General features: G+C 63.4%; 15 protein-coding genes. 14 read left to right on the forward strand and 1 reads right to left on the reverse strand.

Annotated elements, in window-relative coordinates:
• Nucleotides 1-118: 118 nt before the first annotated feature.
• From AACW18_RS10155 to AACW18_RS10210, 12 genes are all read left to right on the forward strand, one after another.
• Nucleotides 119-928: a M48 family metallopeptidase gene (locus AACW18_RS10155; RefSeq protein WP_218289901.1), complete on the forward strand. Its 810-nt coding sequence runs from the start codon at nucleotides 119-121 to the stop codon at nucleotides 926-928.
• Nucleotides 916-1,422: a GNAT family N-acetyltransferase gene (locus AACW18_RS10160; protein WP_218388560.1), complete on the forward strand. Its 507-nt coding sequence runs from the start codon at nucleotides 916-918 to the stop codon at nucleotides 1,420-1,422. The genes AACW18_RS10155 and AACW18_RS10160 overlap by 13 nt, the downstream gene beginning before the upstream one ends.
• 111 nt (nucleotides 1,423-1,533) lie before the next feature.
• A complete protein-coding gene (locus AACW18_RS10165) occupies nucleotides 1,534-2,436 on the forward strand; it encodes an ROK family protein (protein WP_218388561.1) in 903 nt (300 codons plus the stop codon).
• Nucleotides 2,437-2,478: 42 nt separating this feature from the next.
• Nucleotides 2,479-3,201 (forward strand): copper homeostasis protein CutC, encoded by a 723-nt coding sequence (locus AACW18_RS10170; RefSeq protein WP_218388562.1) that lies wholly within the window; start codon nucleotides 2,479-2,481, stop codon nucleotides 3,199-3,201.
• A gap of 180 nt (nucleotides 3,202-3,381) precedes the next feature.
• Nucleotides 3,382-3,993: an FKBP-type peptidyl-prolyl cis-trans isomerase gene (locus AACW18_RS10175; RefSeq protein WP_042653994.1), complete on the forward strand. Its 612-nt coding sequence runs from the start codon at nucleotides 3,382-3,384 to the stop codon at nucleotides 3,991-3,993.
• Nucleotides 3,994-4,110: 117 nt separating this feature from the next.
• Entirely contained in the window at nucleotides 4,111-4,992 is an 882-nt protein-coding gene (locus AACW18_RS10180) for an ABC transporter ATP-binding protein (RefSeq protein ID WP_218388563.1), read from the forward strand.
• A 94-nt stretch (nucleotides 4,993-5,086) separates the two neighbouring features.
• Nucleotides 5,087-6,100, forward strand: a complete 1,014-nt coding sequence (locus tag AACW18_RS10185; protein WP_218388564.1) for an ABC transporter permease — start codon at nucleotides 5,087-5,089, stop codon at nucleotides 6,098-6,100.
• The gene (locus AACW18_RS10190; protein ID WP_218289907.1) at nucleotides 6,085-6,399 is read left to right on the forward strand and encodes a DUF2845 domain-containing protein; all 315 of its coding nucleotides are present in this window, start codon (nucleotides 6,085-6,087) and stop codon (nucleotides 6,397-6,399) included. Before AACW18_RS10185 ends, AACW18_RS10190 begins: the two co-directional genes overlap by 16 nt.
• A gap of 501 nt (nucleotides 6,400-6,900) precedes the next feature.
• Nucleotides 6,901-7,920, forward strand: a complete 1,020-nt coding sequence (locus AACW18_RS10195; RefSeq protein WP_042653990.1) for an amino acid ABC transporter substrate-binding protein — start codon at nucleotides 6,901-6,903, stop codon at nucleotides 7,918-7,920.
• A gap of 68 nt (nucleotides 7,921-7,988) precedes the next feature.
• Entirely contained in the window at nucleotides 7,989-9,176 is a 1,188-nt protein-coding gene (locus AACW18_RS10200) for an amino acid ABC transporter permease (protein WP_252994820.1), read from the forward strand.
• Between the two features lie 9 nt (nucleotides 9,177-9,185).
• Complete coding sequence (locus AACW18_RS10205) at nucleotides 9,186-10,280, forward strand: amino acid ABC transporter permease (RefSeq protein WP_042653988.1); 1,095 nt, start codon at nucleotides 9,186-9,188, stop codon at nucleotides 10,278-10,280.
• Between the two features lie 171 nt (nucleotides 10,281-10,451).
• On the forward strand, nucleotides 10,452-11,195 hold the full coding sequence (locus AACW18_RS10210) for an amino acid ABC transporter ATP-binding protein (protein ID WP_042653987.1): 744 nt from the start codon (nucleotides 10,452-10,454) through the stop codon (nucleotides 11,193-11,195).
• Between the two features lie 95 nt (nucleotides 11,196-11,290).
• On the opposite strand, the gene AACW18_RS10215 is transcribed toward AACW18_RS10210, so the two are convergent.
• On the reverse strand, nucleotides 11,291-11,506 hold the full coding sequence (locus AACW18_RS10215) for a DUF1107 family protein (RefSeq protein ID WP_218289910.1): 216 nt from the start codon (nucleotides 11,504-11,506) through the stop codon (nucleotides 11,291-11,293).
• A gap of 184 nt (nucleotides 11,507-11,690) precedes the next feature.
• On the opposite strand from AACW18_RS10215, the gene yfcD reads away from it, so the two are divergent.
• Together yfcD and AACW18_RS10225 are read left to right on the forward strand one after the other, a co-directional pair.
• Entirely contained in the window at nucleotides 11,691-12,203 is a 513-nt protein-coding gene (yfcD, locus tag AACW18_RS10220) for an NUDIX hydrolase YfcD (protein ID WP_371317031.1), read from the forward strand.
• A 143-nt stretch (nucleotides 12,204-12,346) separates the two neighbouring features.
• Nucleotides 12,347-12,820, forward strand: coding sequence for a peroxiredoxin (locus tag AACW18_RS10225; RefSeq protein ID WP_218388565.1), 474 nt, complete (start codon nucleotides 12,347-12,349; stop codon nucleotides 12,818-12,820).
• Nucleotides 12,821-12,927 lie beyond the last annotated feature (107 nt).

A 12,927-nucleotide genomic window follows, 5' to 3' on the forward strand; every position in this document is an offset into this window, starting at 1 on the left:
TGCGGGCTCGTTTTTATTGGCGCCATGGGATCTTTTTGGTCGCATGTCATGGCTGGCGGCTTGCACCGGACGGCGGCATTCCCGAAAATAGGGCAACTTCAAGGTAAAGGATCCCTTCATGCGCGCCTCTTCTCTGTCCAAAATCGGCCTGGTGGCTCTGTGCGGTTCGCTGCTGGCTGGCTGTGCCCAGTCGCCGACCGGCCGTAGCCAGATGCTGCTCTTCTCCCCCCAGCAGATGAACCAGCTGGGGGCCGACTCCTTCGATCAGATGAAGAAGCAGGAGAAGGTGAGCAAGGATGCCAGGCTCAACGCTTATGTTTCCTGCGTGGCCAAGGCGATCACCGCCCAGGTGCCGGCCAGCTACGGCATCACCAGCTGGGAAGTGGTCGTGTTCGACTCCAAGGAGGTGAACGCCTTCGCCCTGCCTGGCGGCAAGATCGGGGTCTACAGCGGCCTGCTCAAGGTCGCCAAGAATCAGGATCAGCTCGCCACCGTCATAGGTCACGAGCTGACCCACGTGCTGGCCCAGCACTCCAACGAGCGACTCTCCCGGGATCAGTTGACCGGCATCGGGCTGGCGGTGGCCGATGTGGCCCTGGGCAGCAGTCAGGGCGGCGGCGCCACCATGGCGGCGCTCGGACTCGGGGTCCAGGTGGGGATCACCCTGCCCTATGGCCGTGAGCAGGAGAGCGAGGCCGATCGGCTTGGACTGGATCTGATGGCCCGTGCCGGCTTCGACCCGGCCCAGGCCATTCCCCTGTGGCAGAACATGAGCGCGGCCTCCGGTGGCAAGGCGCCGCCCCAGCTGCTCTCCACTCACCCCAGTGATCAGAACCGCATCGCCGAGCTGCAGGCCCAGCAGGCCGAGGCGCAGCCCCTGTATCAACAGGCCCGTGCCGCAGGTCTGACTCCTCAGTGCAAGGCATAAGTCTGCGCATGGCCCGCCCCGCTGACGCCGCCGCCATGACGGTGATGCAGCGGGCCAGCTGGCTGGCGGCCTATGGCAAGGTGCTCGGGGAGGCGCCGCTGACCCGGCTGGCGGTCACCGCGCACCTGCGGGTGTGGCGCCACCGGCTCGCCGAGCCGGGCCCCCATCCCATGCTGCTCTGCCTGGGGGAGCTGGTCATCGGCCTGCTCTATTGGCAGCCGGCGCGGGAGGGGGCGCTGACGACGGCCCGCATCCTGGCGTTTTACCTGCATCCCGACCATTGGTGCCAGGGCCATGGCAAGCGGCTGTGGCAGGCGGTGGCGATGCAGATGCGCCGGGAAGGCTGCGAATGCGTCAGGTTGTGGCTGCTGGATGGCAACGACATCGGGGAGCGCTTCTACCAGCGCCGCGGCTTCATCTTCGATGGCCAGGAGCGCACCCTGCAGAGCTTCGGGCAACCCTGCCTGCAGCGACAAATGTTCCGTTTGCTTTGAGCTGGCTCCCGTTTTTAGCCTCCGGTCACTTTATTTTTTTTGCGAATTAATACAATGTGCCCCTTCTGGACAGACTGAGGTGACCCGGTTCACCGGCAAGGGAGTGTGGGCATGTATTACGGCTTTGATATTGGCGGTACCAAGATAGCCTTCGCGGTCTATGACGGCGGCTTGAATCTCTGTCACGAGGAGCGCATGAGCACCCCGGGTGACGATTATCAGGGATTGCAGCAACTCATTCTCGCCAGGACCCTGGAGGCCGACGCCCGGTTTGGCACCAGAGGGGCGGTCGGCATCGGTTTTCCCGGCATCCTCAATCGCCACGATCGGAGCATAGTGGCCGCGAACCTGCCCGCCATCCATGGCCGTCATCTGGGGGCGGATCTGGCGACCCTGCTGGGTCGTACCGTCAGTGTCGACAACGACGCCAACTGCTTCCTCTGGTCCGAAGTGCAGCAAGGGGCTGCCGCCGGGGCGGAGAGCGCCCTGGGGGTGACCATAGGCACCGGCATCGGCGGCGCCGTCTATCTGGCGGGCAGGCTCATCCAGGGGCGCAACTGGCTGGCGGGGGAGATAGGCCATTACCCGCTGCCGGCCACCATCCTGATGAAGTATCCCGAGCTGCCTCGTCCTCGCTGCGGCTGTGGCCGCCTGGTCTGTTTCGAAACCTATGCCTCCGGCACCGGCCTGGAGCGGCTCTATCATCATTTCCACGGCGAGCGGGCCAGCGGCCACCAGATCGTCGCCTGCGCCGATGCCCGGGAGCCCAGCGCCCTGGCGGCCATCGACTGCTGGCTGGAGATCATGGCCGCCGGTCTCGCCACCGCCATCTCGGTGATCGACCCTGAGGTGGTGGTGCTGGGGGGTGGCCTCAGCGGCCTGCCCGCCCTCTATGAACAGTTGCCGCAGCGCCTGCCCGGCCATCTGCTGCCCGGCGTCGCTCTGCCGGCGATCCGCCAGGCCCGTTTCGGCGGTGCCGGCGGGGTGCGCGGTGCGGCCTTGCTCAATTTATGAGATCAGACACAGGGTCTGATCTCCCCGGAATAAGGAGTCTTCATGACCCGTCTTGAAATCTGTATCGACAACCTGGAATCCCTGTTTACCGCTCAGCAGGCTGGCGCGGATCGCATCGAGCTCTGCTCTGCGCTGGGACTGGGTGGTCTCACCCCCTCCTATGGCTTCATGCAACAGGTGGCGCGCCACGCGACCATCCCGGTGTACGCCATGATCCGCCCCCGCGCCGGGGATTTCTGTTTCAGTGCCGCCGAGTTCGAGCTCATGCTGCTGGATGTGGCCGCCGCCCGCGCCGCCGGCTTGCAGGGTGTGGTGGTGGGGCTGCTGGACGAGGCCGGCAGGGTGCCCGCCGCCTTGCTCCAGCAGCTGGTCGATGCCGCCGGTCCCCTCGGCGTCACCTTCCATCGCGCCATCGATCTCAGCTCCAACTGGCGCGCCGATCTGGAGACCATAGTCGCGGCCGGCTGTGAGCGGATCCTGAGCTCTGGCCATGCGCCGACCGCCCTGGCGGGTCTGGAGACCCTGCAGGCCATGCAGCAGACGCTGGCGGGCCGTGCCAGCCTGATGCCGGGGGCCGGGGTCAATGCGGACAACGTGCGCACCATCCTCGAGTTCACCGGGGTGAGCGAGGTGCACATGTCCGGCATGGGCTGGCGCGGCGGCATGGTGCCTCACGGCGTCAACATGGGCACCTCGGACGACGGCCGGGTCAATATCACCGACGGCGCCAAGGTGGCGGCGGTGCGGGCCCTGCTGGACGCCTGACGAGAGTGGTTAGCTCTTGAGGAGATCGCCGCCAATGGGCGGCGTTCGCCTCCGGCTGGTGTGAACTCTCTCCCGCCGGCGGGGAAATCAGGGCCGGCGCCGGCAGCACCCCGGGAAAAAGTCTGATATCATCCCGTCTCTTTTACATGCCTCATTACTTGGATCTGGAGCTACATCTCAATGTCCCAATACGACTCTATCGAACAGAAGGCCAGCTATGGCATCGGCCGCAACATGGGTGATCAACTGGCGCAGCAAGCGTTCGCCGGTCTGGATATCCCGGCCCTGCAACAAGGTCTGGCAGATGCCCTGAATGGTCTGGAGTTCGCGGTCAGCCGTGACGATATCAATGATGCCTTCCAGGTCATCACCGCCCGCATGCAGGAACAGCAGGAAGCCGTTGCCAAGGCCGCTGCCGGTGAAGGCGAAGCCTTCCTGGCCGACAACGCCAAGCGCGCCGACGTCAAGGTGACCGACTCAGGTCTGCAATACGAAGTCATGGTGGAAGGCGATGGCGCCGTGCCGGTGGCCGGTCAGTCCGTGCGCGTGCACTACCACGGTACCTTCACCCACGGTGGCGTGTTCGACAGCTCAGTCGCCCGTGGCGAGCCGGCCGAATTCCCGGTGACCGGCGTCATCGCCGGTTGGGTGGAAGCGCTGCAGATGATGCCGGTAGGCTCCAAGTGGAAGCTCTACATCCCGCACGATCTGGCCTACGGTGCCCGTGGTGCCGGCTCCATCCCGCCCTACTCCGCACTGGTATTCGAAGTGGAGCTGCTGGACATCCTGTGATCCGGCTGGCTTGATGCAAACGGCGACCCTTGGGTCGCCGTTTGTTTTTGGGGCCTCGGGGCCGGGCAATGGGCAGATGCCCGAGTTATAGTCAGGGCTTCTCCCAGGAGAGCGACCATGGCAGCCATCATCGAGGTCATCGACCTTATCAAGCACTTTCCCGGCGTCAAGGCGGTGGATGGCCTCAGCTTCGCCATTCCCGCCGGCAGCTGCTTCGGCCTGCTCGGGCCGAACGGGGCGGGCAAGACCACCACCATAGAGCTGCTGGAGGGGATCCTCACCCCGGACAGAGGCCAGATCCTGTTTCATGGCGCCCCCCGCGGCCCCGATTACCGCTCCCGTATCGGCATCCAGTTTCAGCACACGGCGCTGCAGGATTTCCTGACGGTGCGCGATACCCTGCGTCTGTTTGCCAGTCTCTATCCCAATCCCCTGTCGCGGGAGCTGCTCATCGAGCTGTGCGCCCTCGGCGAGTTTATCGATCGGGACAGCCGCAAGCTCTCCGGCGGCCAGCGTCAGCGCCTGCTGCTGGCGCTGGCGCTGCTCGGCGATCCCGAGCTGCTGTTTCTGGACGAGCCCACCACCGGGCTGGATCCCCAGGCGCGGCACCACTTCTGGCAGCGCATAGAGGCGATCAAGGCCCAGGGCAAGACGGTGGTGCTCACCACCCACTACATGGACGAGGCGCAGCAGCTGTGCGACCGCATCGCCATCGTCGACCACGGTCACCTGCTCAGCCTGGATACGCCGGCGGCCCTGCTGGCCCGTCACTTCGACGGCGTGCTGGTGCGGCTGATGGATCACCCGGCCCTCGCCACCCTGGGTCACCCGCTGCAACGCCATGGCGATCAGGTGGAGCTGAGCTGTCCCGACGTGGCGGCCCTGCTGCCAAGGCTGCTCAGCCTGGGGGTGCCGCTGACCGGCATGCAGGTACGCTCCCCCAATCTGGAGGATCTCTTCCTCTACCTGACCGGCCACAGCCTGAGGAGTGGCTCATGAGCGGCTCGATGAAGCGTATCGGGGCACTCTTCCATGCCCACAACCTCGAGGATCTCTTCCCGCAGCGGGTCGGCCATAGCCTGAGGAGCGGCGCATGAGCGGCTCGATGAAGCGTATCGGCGCACTCTTCCATGCCCGCAACCTCGAGTTTGTGCGGGACAGGGCGGCGCTGATCTGGAACCTGGCCTTCCCCCTGCTGCTGGTGATCGGCTTCTCCCTCATCTTCTCCGGCCCCCCCAAGCCGCTGGTGCAGATCGGGGTGCTGGGGGCGCTGCCCGCCGCCTACCAGCCCCTCGGCGTCATACCGCTGCTCAAGCTGATCCCCTATGAGGACGAGGGGAGGGGGCGGCTCAAGGTGCGCCATCATCAGCTGGATCTGCTGCTCTCGCCGGCGCAGGGGCGCTATTGGGTCAACCCGGATGCGCCCCAGGGGGCCATGGCGGAGTACCTGCTGCGCCAAGCGGTGTTCATGCCGCTGCAGAAGGAGACCCTGAGCGGCCAGGCCATCCGCTACGGCGACTGGCTGCTGCCCGGGGTGATCGGCATGAACCTGATGTTCTCCGGCCTGTTCGGGGTCGGCTTCGTCATAGTGCGCTATCGCAAGAACGGGGTGCTCAAGCGATTGCGAGCGACCCCGCTGTCGGCGGCCGAGTTCCTCTGCGCGCAGCTGCTGTCGCGTGTCCTGATCACCCTGGTGGTGAGTCTGCTGGTGTTTCTGGTGGCGTACTGGCTGCTCGGCGTCCCGCTGCTCGGCTCGGGCTGGTTGCTGCTGCTGATCGCTCTGGCAGGTGGCGCCGCCATGGCTTCGCTCGGGCTGCTCATCGCTGCCCGCATCCAGAACGAAGAGCTGGCGAGCGGTTTGCTCAATCTCATCAGTCTGCCCATGATGTTCTTATCCGGCGTCTGGTTTTCGCTGGAGGGCTCTCCCCCCTGGTTGCAGGCGGTGGCGGCGCGTTTGCCGCTCAGTCAGATCATCGATGCAGCCCGCGCCGTGATGCTGGAGGGCGCCGGTTGGCAGGAGGTGGCTGGGCCATTGGCCCAGGTTGTCCTGTTCGCCCTGGTGTGTGTCACGCTGGGGGCCGCGCTGTTCAAATGGAGTGCAAAATGAAGTCAATGTGGTGGTTGCTACTGCTGGTTGCCACGCTGCCGGTGAGCGCCGGTACCCTGCGTTGCAAGAGCGCCCTGCTGACCGAGGGGGATACCACGGCCGAGCTGCTGATCCGCTGCGGTCAGCCGATGCTCAGGGAGGACCTGACCCGTTACGAGGAGAACGGCTTTGGCGCCAGGATGACGGTCAAGTACGCCGAGCGCTGGACATACAACTTCGGCAAGAGCGAGTTCATGCAGTTTGTCACCGTCGAGAACGGCGTCATCACCGAGATCGAAGACGGCCCGCGCGGCGGCTGATCCCCTGGCCGTCCGGCTGCATTATCACAGAGCCAGTGCGGGCAGGGGGCCTGCCGAGTCAATGGCAGCTCCGCCAATGGCGTCCCCTAGCGCCGGAAAGCCACAGGGCCATCGCGCTCTTCACCGCCACTCCCATTCCTGCCTTTCAGGGTCACGGCTCCCTGTGTTGGAGCCTGCTGACAGAAATCTGAGCTTAATGAATCTGTTATGAGGCCACTTCGTTGCCCCACCACGGTGCAGTCGCATTTTGTCGAAAAAATAATCCTCATGGAATGAATGGCCTATGACAGCAGGCTATTTGGTCGATAAGGGTCTATTTTCTATTCAAATGGTGCACCGTGAGCGGTTTAAACATTTTGTGCTGTTGCACCAGAAGTGGGCCAGGTTGCACCGATTGACAGGTTTTTAACCGGCTGGATAAGCTGCAAAAAGCAGAGAAAACCAAGGCATCTGATGAGGTTTGGGGTGCCAACTTTGAATCAAACCACAGGGAAGAGTGACATGAAGCAGATACACAAGGCAGGTATGGTGATAGTGCTGTCGCTGACGGCGGCCAATGTCTGGGCGGATGGGACCCTGGACGCGGTCAAGAAGAAGGGGTTCGTGCAGTGCGGGGTCGGCGATGGTCTGCCCGGATTCTCCAACCCGGATGCCAAGGGCACCTGGACCGGGCTGGACGTGGACGTCTGCCGCGCCGTCGCCGCCGCCGTGCTGGGGGATGCCGGCAAGGTCAAGTATGTCTCCCTCACCGCCAAGGAGCGTTTCACCGCCCTGCAATCCGGTGAGGTCGACCTGCTCTCCCGCAACACCACCTGGACCCTGACCCGTGACGGCTCGCTGGGCCTGACCTTCGCCGGCGTGAACTACTACGACGGCCAGGGCTTCCTGGTCAACAAGTCCCTCGGGGTCAAGAGTGCCAAGGAGCTGGACGGCGCCGCTGTCTGTATCCAGTCCGGTACCACCACCGAGCTCAACCTGGCGGACTACTTCCGTGCCAACGGTGGCATGAAATATACCCCAGTGGTGTTCGATACCTCGGATCAGACCGTCAAGGGATTCGAGGCGGGGCGCTGCGACGTGCTGACCTCGGATCAGTCCCAGCTCTATTCGCTGAGGATCAAGCTGTCAAAGCCGGGAGAGGCCGTGGTGCTGCCTGAGGTGATCTCCAAGGAGCCGCTGGGCCCGGCGGTGCGGCAAGGGGATGAGCAGTGGTTCAAGGTAGTGCGCTGGAGCCTCTACGCCATGCTCAATGCCGAGGAGGCGGGGGTCACCAGTGCCAACGTGGATGAGATGCTGAAATCCACCAATCCGGACATCCGCCGTCTGCTGGGGCTGGAAGAGCCCAAGGGCGCCGTGCTGGGGCTGGATGACAAGTGGGCCTACAACATCGTCAAGCAGGTCGGCAACTACGGCGAGTCGTTCGATCGCAACGTGGGGGCGGGTTCTCCGCTCAAGATCGATCGAGGCATCAATGCGCTGTGGAACAAGGGGGGCCTGATGTATGCCCCGCCCATCCGCTGAGTCGATGAACTGCCGGGGGGCCTGGCCCCCCATTTCCCTCTTGCCTTGGCCTTGCCGGAGTCATCCCTATGGCGTTACATGCACCGAACCAGAGGAAAGAACAGGGCCGCTGGTGGTATGACGCGAAGGTACGGGCTCTGATCTTCCAGTGCCTGGCCGTTGCGGCCGTGATCGCGTTTCTGTTCTACATCATCAACAATGCCCTGACCAATCTGGCCACCCGTGGCATCACCACCGGCTTCGACTTTCTGGGCAACACCGCCGGTTTCGGCATCTTGCAGAGCCTGATCCCCTACGACGAGACCTATACCTTCGGTCGCACCTTCGTGGTCGGCCTGCTCAATACCCTGCTGGTGTCGGTGCTCGGCATTCTATTTGCCACCCTGCTCGGCTTCGTGCTCGGGGTGGCCCGGCTGTCGAGCAACTGGCTGGTGGCCAAGATTGCCACCGTCTACATCGAGACCTTTCGCAACATTCCGCTGCTGCTGCAGATCTTCTTCTGGTACTTCTCGGTGCTGCGCACCTTGCCCTCGCCGCGCCAGAGCGTAGAGCTGGGGGAACTCGCCTTCCTCAATGTGCGCGGCCTCTATATCCCCAAGCCCCTGTTCGAGGATGGCTTCGGTTATGTGCTGTGGGCGCTGCTGCTGGCGCTGTTGGTGAGCTGGGGCCTGCGTCGCTGGGCCCATCGCCGCCAGGAGCTGACTGGCAGGAGCTTCCCGGTCTGGCTCTGCTCCATAGGCCTGCTCATCCTGCTGCCCCTGCTCACTTTCCTGCTGGTGGGGAGCCCGCTCTCCTGGAGCATCCCTACCCTGCAGGGCTTCAACTTCAGGGGCGGGCTGACGGTGCTGCCCGAGCTGGCCGCCCTGCTGCTGGCGCTGACCATCTACACGGCGGCCTTCATCGCCGAGATAGTGCGCTCCGGTATCCAGGCCATCAGCAAGGGGCAGACGGAGGCCGCCTCCGCGCTGGGGCTGTCGCCCACCAAGACCCTGCGGCTGGTGGTCATCCCGCAGGCGATGCGGGTCATCATACCCCCGCTCACCAGCCAGTATCTGAATCTCACCAAGAACTCTTCGCTGGCCACCGCCATCGGCTATCCGGATCTGGTCTCCGTGTTCATGGGGACCACCCTCAACCAGACCGGGCAGGCGATCGAGGTGATCGCCATGACCATGGGGGTCTATCTGCTCATCAGTATCACCACCTCGGTGCTGATGAACATCTACAACCGCAAGATGACGCTGGTGGAGCGCTAGGGAGGCAATATGTTTGTGAATGAGTTGCAAGAAGCGCTGCCGCCGCCCAGCAATCGTCGAGGGATCCTCGCCTGGATCAGGCAAAATCTGTTCCCCAACTGGTGGAACGGCCTGTTGACCCTAGGGTTGGCGTACCTGCTGTTGCCGGCTATCTGGTCCGCGCTGGATTGGGCCCTGTTCTCGGCCAGCTGGCTGGGGAGCAGCCGTGCCGATTGCGTGCAGGGAGGGGCCTGCTGGATCTTCATCGAGAGTCGGCTGGGGCAATACCTCTACGGCTTCTACCCGGTGGATCAGTACTGGCGCATCAACCTGGTGTTTGCCGGGCTGGCCGGGCTGCTGGCGTTGCTGATCTGGCCAAGAACACCCCGCAAGGGTTGGCTGGCGATCTTTACCCTGCTGGTGTTCCCGGTCATCGCTTTCCTGCTGATCCACGGCGGGGTTGGCCTCGAGGTGGTGGAGACCAACCGCTGGGGCGGGCTGATGCTGACCCTGGTGCTGGCGGTGGTGGGCATAGCGGTGGCCCTGCCATTCGGGATCCTGCTGGCATTGGGGCGCCGCTCCCACATGCCGGTCATCTCCAGCCTGTCCACCGTCTATATCGAGTTCTGGCGGGCGGTGCCCCTGATCACTGTGCTGTTCATGGCCTCCGTCATGCTGCCACTGTTCATGACCACCGAGGTGGAGCTCGACAAGCTGTTGCGGGCCCTCATCGGCATCATATTGTTCCAGTCGGCCTATGTGGCCGAGGTGGTGCGCGGTGGCCTGCAGGCGATCCCCAAGGGGCAGTATGAGGCGGGGGATGCCCTTGGGCTTTCCTACTGGAAGGTGATGGGGCTCATCATCATGCCGCAGGCCCTCAAGATCACCATCCCCTCCCTGGTGAACACCTTCATCTCCCTGTTCAAGGACACCAGCCTGGTGCTGATCATCGGCCTGTTCGATCTGCTCGCCATCTCCAAGGTGGCGTTGGCAGATCCGGCCTGGCTGGGGTTCTCCACCGAGGCCTATGTGTTCATCGCCATGATTTTCTGGATGTTCTGTTTTGGTATGTCCCGCTACTCCATCTATCTGGAGAACAAGCTCAACACGGGTCACAAGCGTTAGGAGTGATTGCAAGATGACAACAGAGATGATGGCCGCGCTCAAGGCCGCCTATCACAAACGGCATGGCGACTGTCATATGCAGCGCAATATCGCCCGACAGGGGTGGAATGGGGAAAAACGGGTAATGGGAGCACAGAACCAGCGCTCACAAGCTTCGGGAGTAGCTTCAACATGACAACGGACACCGTGGTTTCACTCAAGGACGTCAACAAATGGTATGGCGAGTTCCATGTGCTGCGTAACATCAACCTGCAGGTGGGCAAGGGGGAGAAGATCGTCATCTGCGGGCCATCCGGCTCGGGCAAGTCCACCATGATCCGCTGCATCAACCGGTTGGAGGAGCACCAGAGCGGTGACATCCTGGTCAGGGGCACAGTGCTCACCTCGGATCTCAAGCACATAGAGACGGTGCGCAAGGAGGTGGGAATGGTGTTCCAGCACTTCAACCTGTTCCCCCATCTGACCGTGCTGGAAAACTGCTGTCTGGCACCCATCTGGGTCAAGCAACTGCCCCGCAAGGAGGCCGAGGAGATCGCCATGACCTTCCTGCGCCGGGTCAGGATCCCGGAGCAGGCGCTCAAGTATCCGGGTCAGCTGTCCGGCGGGCAGCAGCAGCGGGTGGCCATCGCCCGCAGCCTCTGCATGAATCCGCAGGTCATGCTGTTTGACGAGCCGACCTCGGCGCTGGATCCCGAGATGGTGCGCGAGGTGCTGGATGTCATGGTGGAGCTGGCCCATGAGGGGATGACCATGCTCTGCGTGACCCACGAGATGGGGTTTGCCAAGCAGGTCGCGGATCGGGTGATCTTCATGGACAGAGGCCAGATCATCGAGGAGAACGTGCCGGATCAGTTCTTCGACCATCCCCAGTCGGAGCGCACCAAGCTGTTCCTGTCCCAGATCCTGCAGCATTGAGCGCCGACTGCTGGGCGCGATAAAAACGCCCGCACGATCGGTGATCGGCGGGCAAAGACGTACATGGAAGCAGACTACCAACGGAAAGGAGTATGTCAGCCCGGCAACAGGGCGGTGGTGCGCAGATCGCGCACCGCCAGGTTGATCTGCCGGGCCAGGCGCAGCGCCTGATGGCAGCTCAGGGATTTCAGATCGATGATCCCGCCCTGAAACTCGAAGCGCCCCAGCGCCTCTATCATGAAGCTACCGTGATGGAAGCTCTTGATATAACGGGCAATCTGGCGTGGAGACAACTGCTTGAACACCTTCATGGCAAAACACCCTGTTGCTTGGACAGGGCACACTATGCCGCGCTCCCGTGACACTGATGTGACATTTTATAAAGGGTTGTATGAATCCTTCTTTCGGCGTTATCGCGCCCTGCGAAGCGGCGTCTCTGGCCGTGAAAAAAGGGTGCCTCGGCAGGCCGCTGCCCCGATATACTGCGGGTCATCGATGAGTTCAATGAAGGTGTCGCGAGTGGAGTGGGTGGACGTAGTGGATGCGCAGGATAGGGTGATCGGGGTCGCCGAGCGGGCCAAGGTGCGGCGGGAGAATCTGCGTCATCGTGCCAGCTATATCCTGGTGCTCGATGAGGCTGAGAGGGTGCTGGTGCAGCGCCGTACCCTCGGCAAGGACTTCTGCCCCGGCATGCTGGACGCCTGCGCCGGCGGCGTGGTGACCCAGGGTGAGCAGATGGAACCCTCCGCACGGCGCGAGCTGGCCGAGGAGCTGGGCATCCGCGACGTGGCGTTGCAGGCGTTTGGCACCTTCTACGCCGAGGGGGAAGGCTATCGGGTCTGGGGCGGGCTGTTCAGCTGTTGCTATCAGGGGCCGCTGCAGCTGCAGGCGGAGGAGGTGAGCGAGGTGCACTGGATGAGCCTGGCCGAGATAGCGGCGCGGGCCGACGAGTTCACTCCGGATTCCCTGCTGGCCATCGCAACCTGGCAGGCGCGGCGGCACGGGTGAGGGTGGCGACGCGAGCCGTCGAGTTTGGTTTTCCTGCTCACCATCGCGACCTGGCAGGCACGGCGGCAGGGGGGAGCCGGTGTCGCCCCCTTCAGGGTTGGAGTAGACTGGAACATCTTCCCTCCACTTAAGGACGAGACATCATGATCACTGTCGGCCAATCCCTGCCTGCGGGCGAATTCACCTTCCTGACTGCCGAGGGCAAGCAGGTGCAGGACAGCCAGGCCCTGTTTGCGGGCAAGAGAGTGGTGCTGTTCGCGGTGCCCGGCGCCTTCACCCCCACCTGCTCCAATGCCCATCTGCCCGGTTACGTGGTGCTGGCGGACGAGTTCAAGGCTAAGGGCATCGATGCCATCTATTGCCTCTCGGTGAACGATGCCTTCGTGATGAGGGCGTGGCAGGAGGCCCAGAATGCCGAAGCCATCACCATGCTGGCGGATGGCGACGGCAGCTGGACCCAGGCCCTGGGCCTGGCCAAGGCGACCGGCGCCTTCGGTGGCCTGCGGGCGCAACGCTTCGCCCTGATCGCCCAGGACGGCGTGGTGCAGCAGCTGTTCGTGGAGGCGCCGGGCAAGTTTGAGGTGTCCGATGCCGAGAGTCTGCTGGCCGCGCTCTGAACTGTTAATCATTGTTTGATTTCACCTTGAAATAGCAAGGCGGCTCGCTACACTGAGCCCACTTTTGGATGGAGCCAGGCTAGCAGCCTGGCTCTCGTGTTTGCAGT

It is taken from the genome of Aeromonas sp. sia0103 (genome assembly GCF_963895295.1).
In the GTDB taxonomy this organism is placed as follows: Bacteria; Pseudomonadota; Gammaproteobacteria; order Enterobacterales; family Aeromonadaceae; genus Aeromonas; species Aeromonas encheleia.

Coding starts and splice junctions, on each gene's coding strand:
- AACW18_RS10185 (WP_218388564.1), top strand. CDS start 5,087: ATGAGCGGCTCGATGAAGCGTATCGGCGCACTCTTCCATGCCCGCAAC.
- AACW18_RS10165 (WP_218388561.1), top strand. CDS start 1,534: ATGTATTACGGCTTTGATATTGGCGGTACCAAGATAGCCTTCGCGGTC.
- AACW18_RS10180 (WP_218388563.1), top strand. CDS start 4,111: ATGGCAGCCATCATCGAGGTCATCGACCTTATCAAGCACTTTCCCGGC.
- AACW18_RS10210 (WP_042653987.1), top strand. CDS start 10,452: ATGACAACGGACACCGTGGTTTCACTCAAGGACGTCAACAAATGGTAT.
- AACW18_RS10205 (WP_042653988.1), top strand. CDS start 9,186: ATGTTTGTGAATGAGTTGCAAGAAGCGCTGCCGCCGCCCAGCAATCGT.
- AACW18_RS10175 (WP_042653994.1), top strand. CDS start 3,382: ATGTCCCAATACGACTCTATCGAACAGAAGGCCAGCTATGGCATCGGC.
- AACW18_RS10155 (WP_218289901.1), top strand. CDS start 119: ATGCGCGCCTCTTCTCTGTCCAAAATCGGCCTGGTGGCTCTGTGCGGT.
- AACW18_RS10190 (WP_218289907.1), top strand. CDS start 6,085: ATGGAGTGCAAAATGAAGTCAATGTGGTGGTTGCTACTGCTGGTTGCC.
- yfcD (WP_371317031.1), top strand. CDS start 11,691: ATGAGTTCAATGAAGGTGTCGCGAGTGGAGTGGGTGGACGTAGTGGAT.
- AACW18_RS10200 (WP_252994820.1), top strand. CDS start 7,989: ATGGCGTTACATGCACCGAACCAGAGGAAAGAACAGGGCCGCTGGTGG.
- AACW18_RS10170 (WP_218388562.1), top strand. CDS start 2,479: ATGACCCGTCTTGAAATCTGTATCGACAACCTGGAATCCCTGTTTACC.
- AACW18_RS10215 (WP_218289910.1), bottom strand. CDS start 11,506: ATGAAGGTGTTCAAGCAGTTGTCTCCACGCCAGATTGCCCGTTATATC.
- AACW18_RS10195 (WP_042653990.1), top strand. CDS start 6,901: ATGAAGCAGATACACAAGGCAGGTATGGTGATAGTGCTGTCGCTGACG.
- AACW18_RS10225 (WP_218388565.1), top strand. CDS start 12,347: ATGATCACTGTCGGCCAATCCCTGCCTGCGGGCGAATTCACCTTCCTG.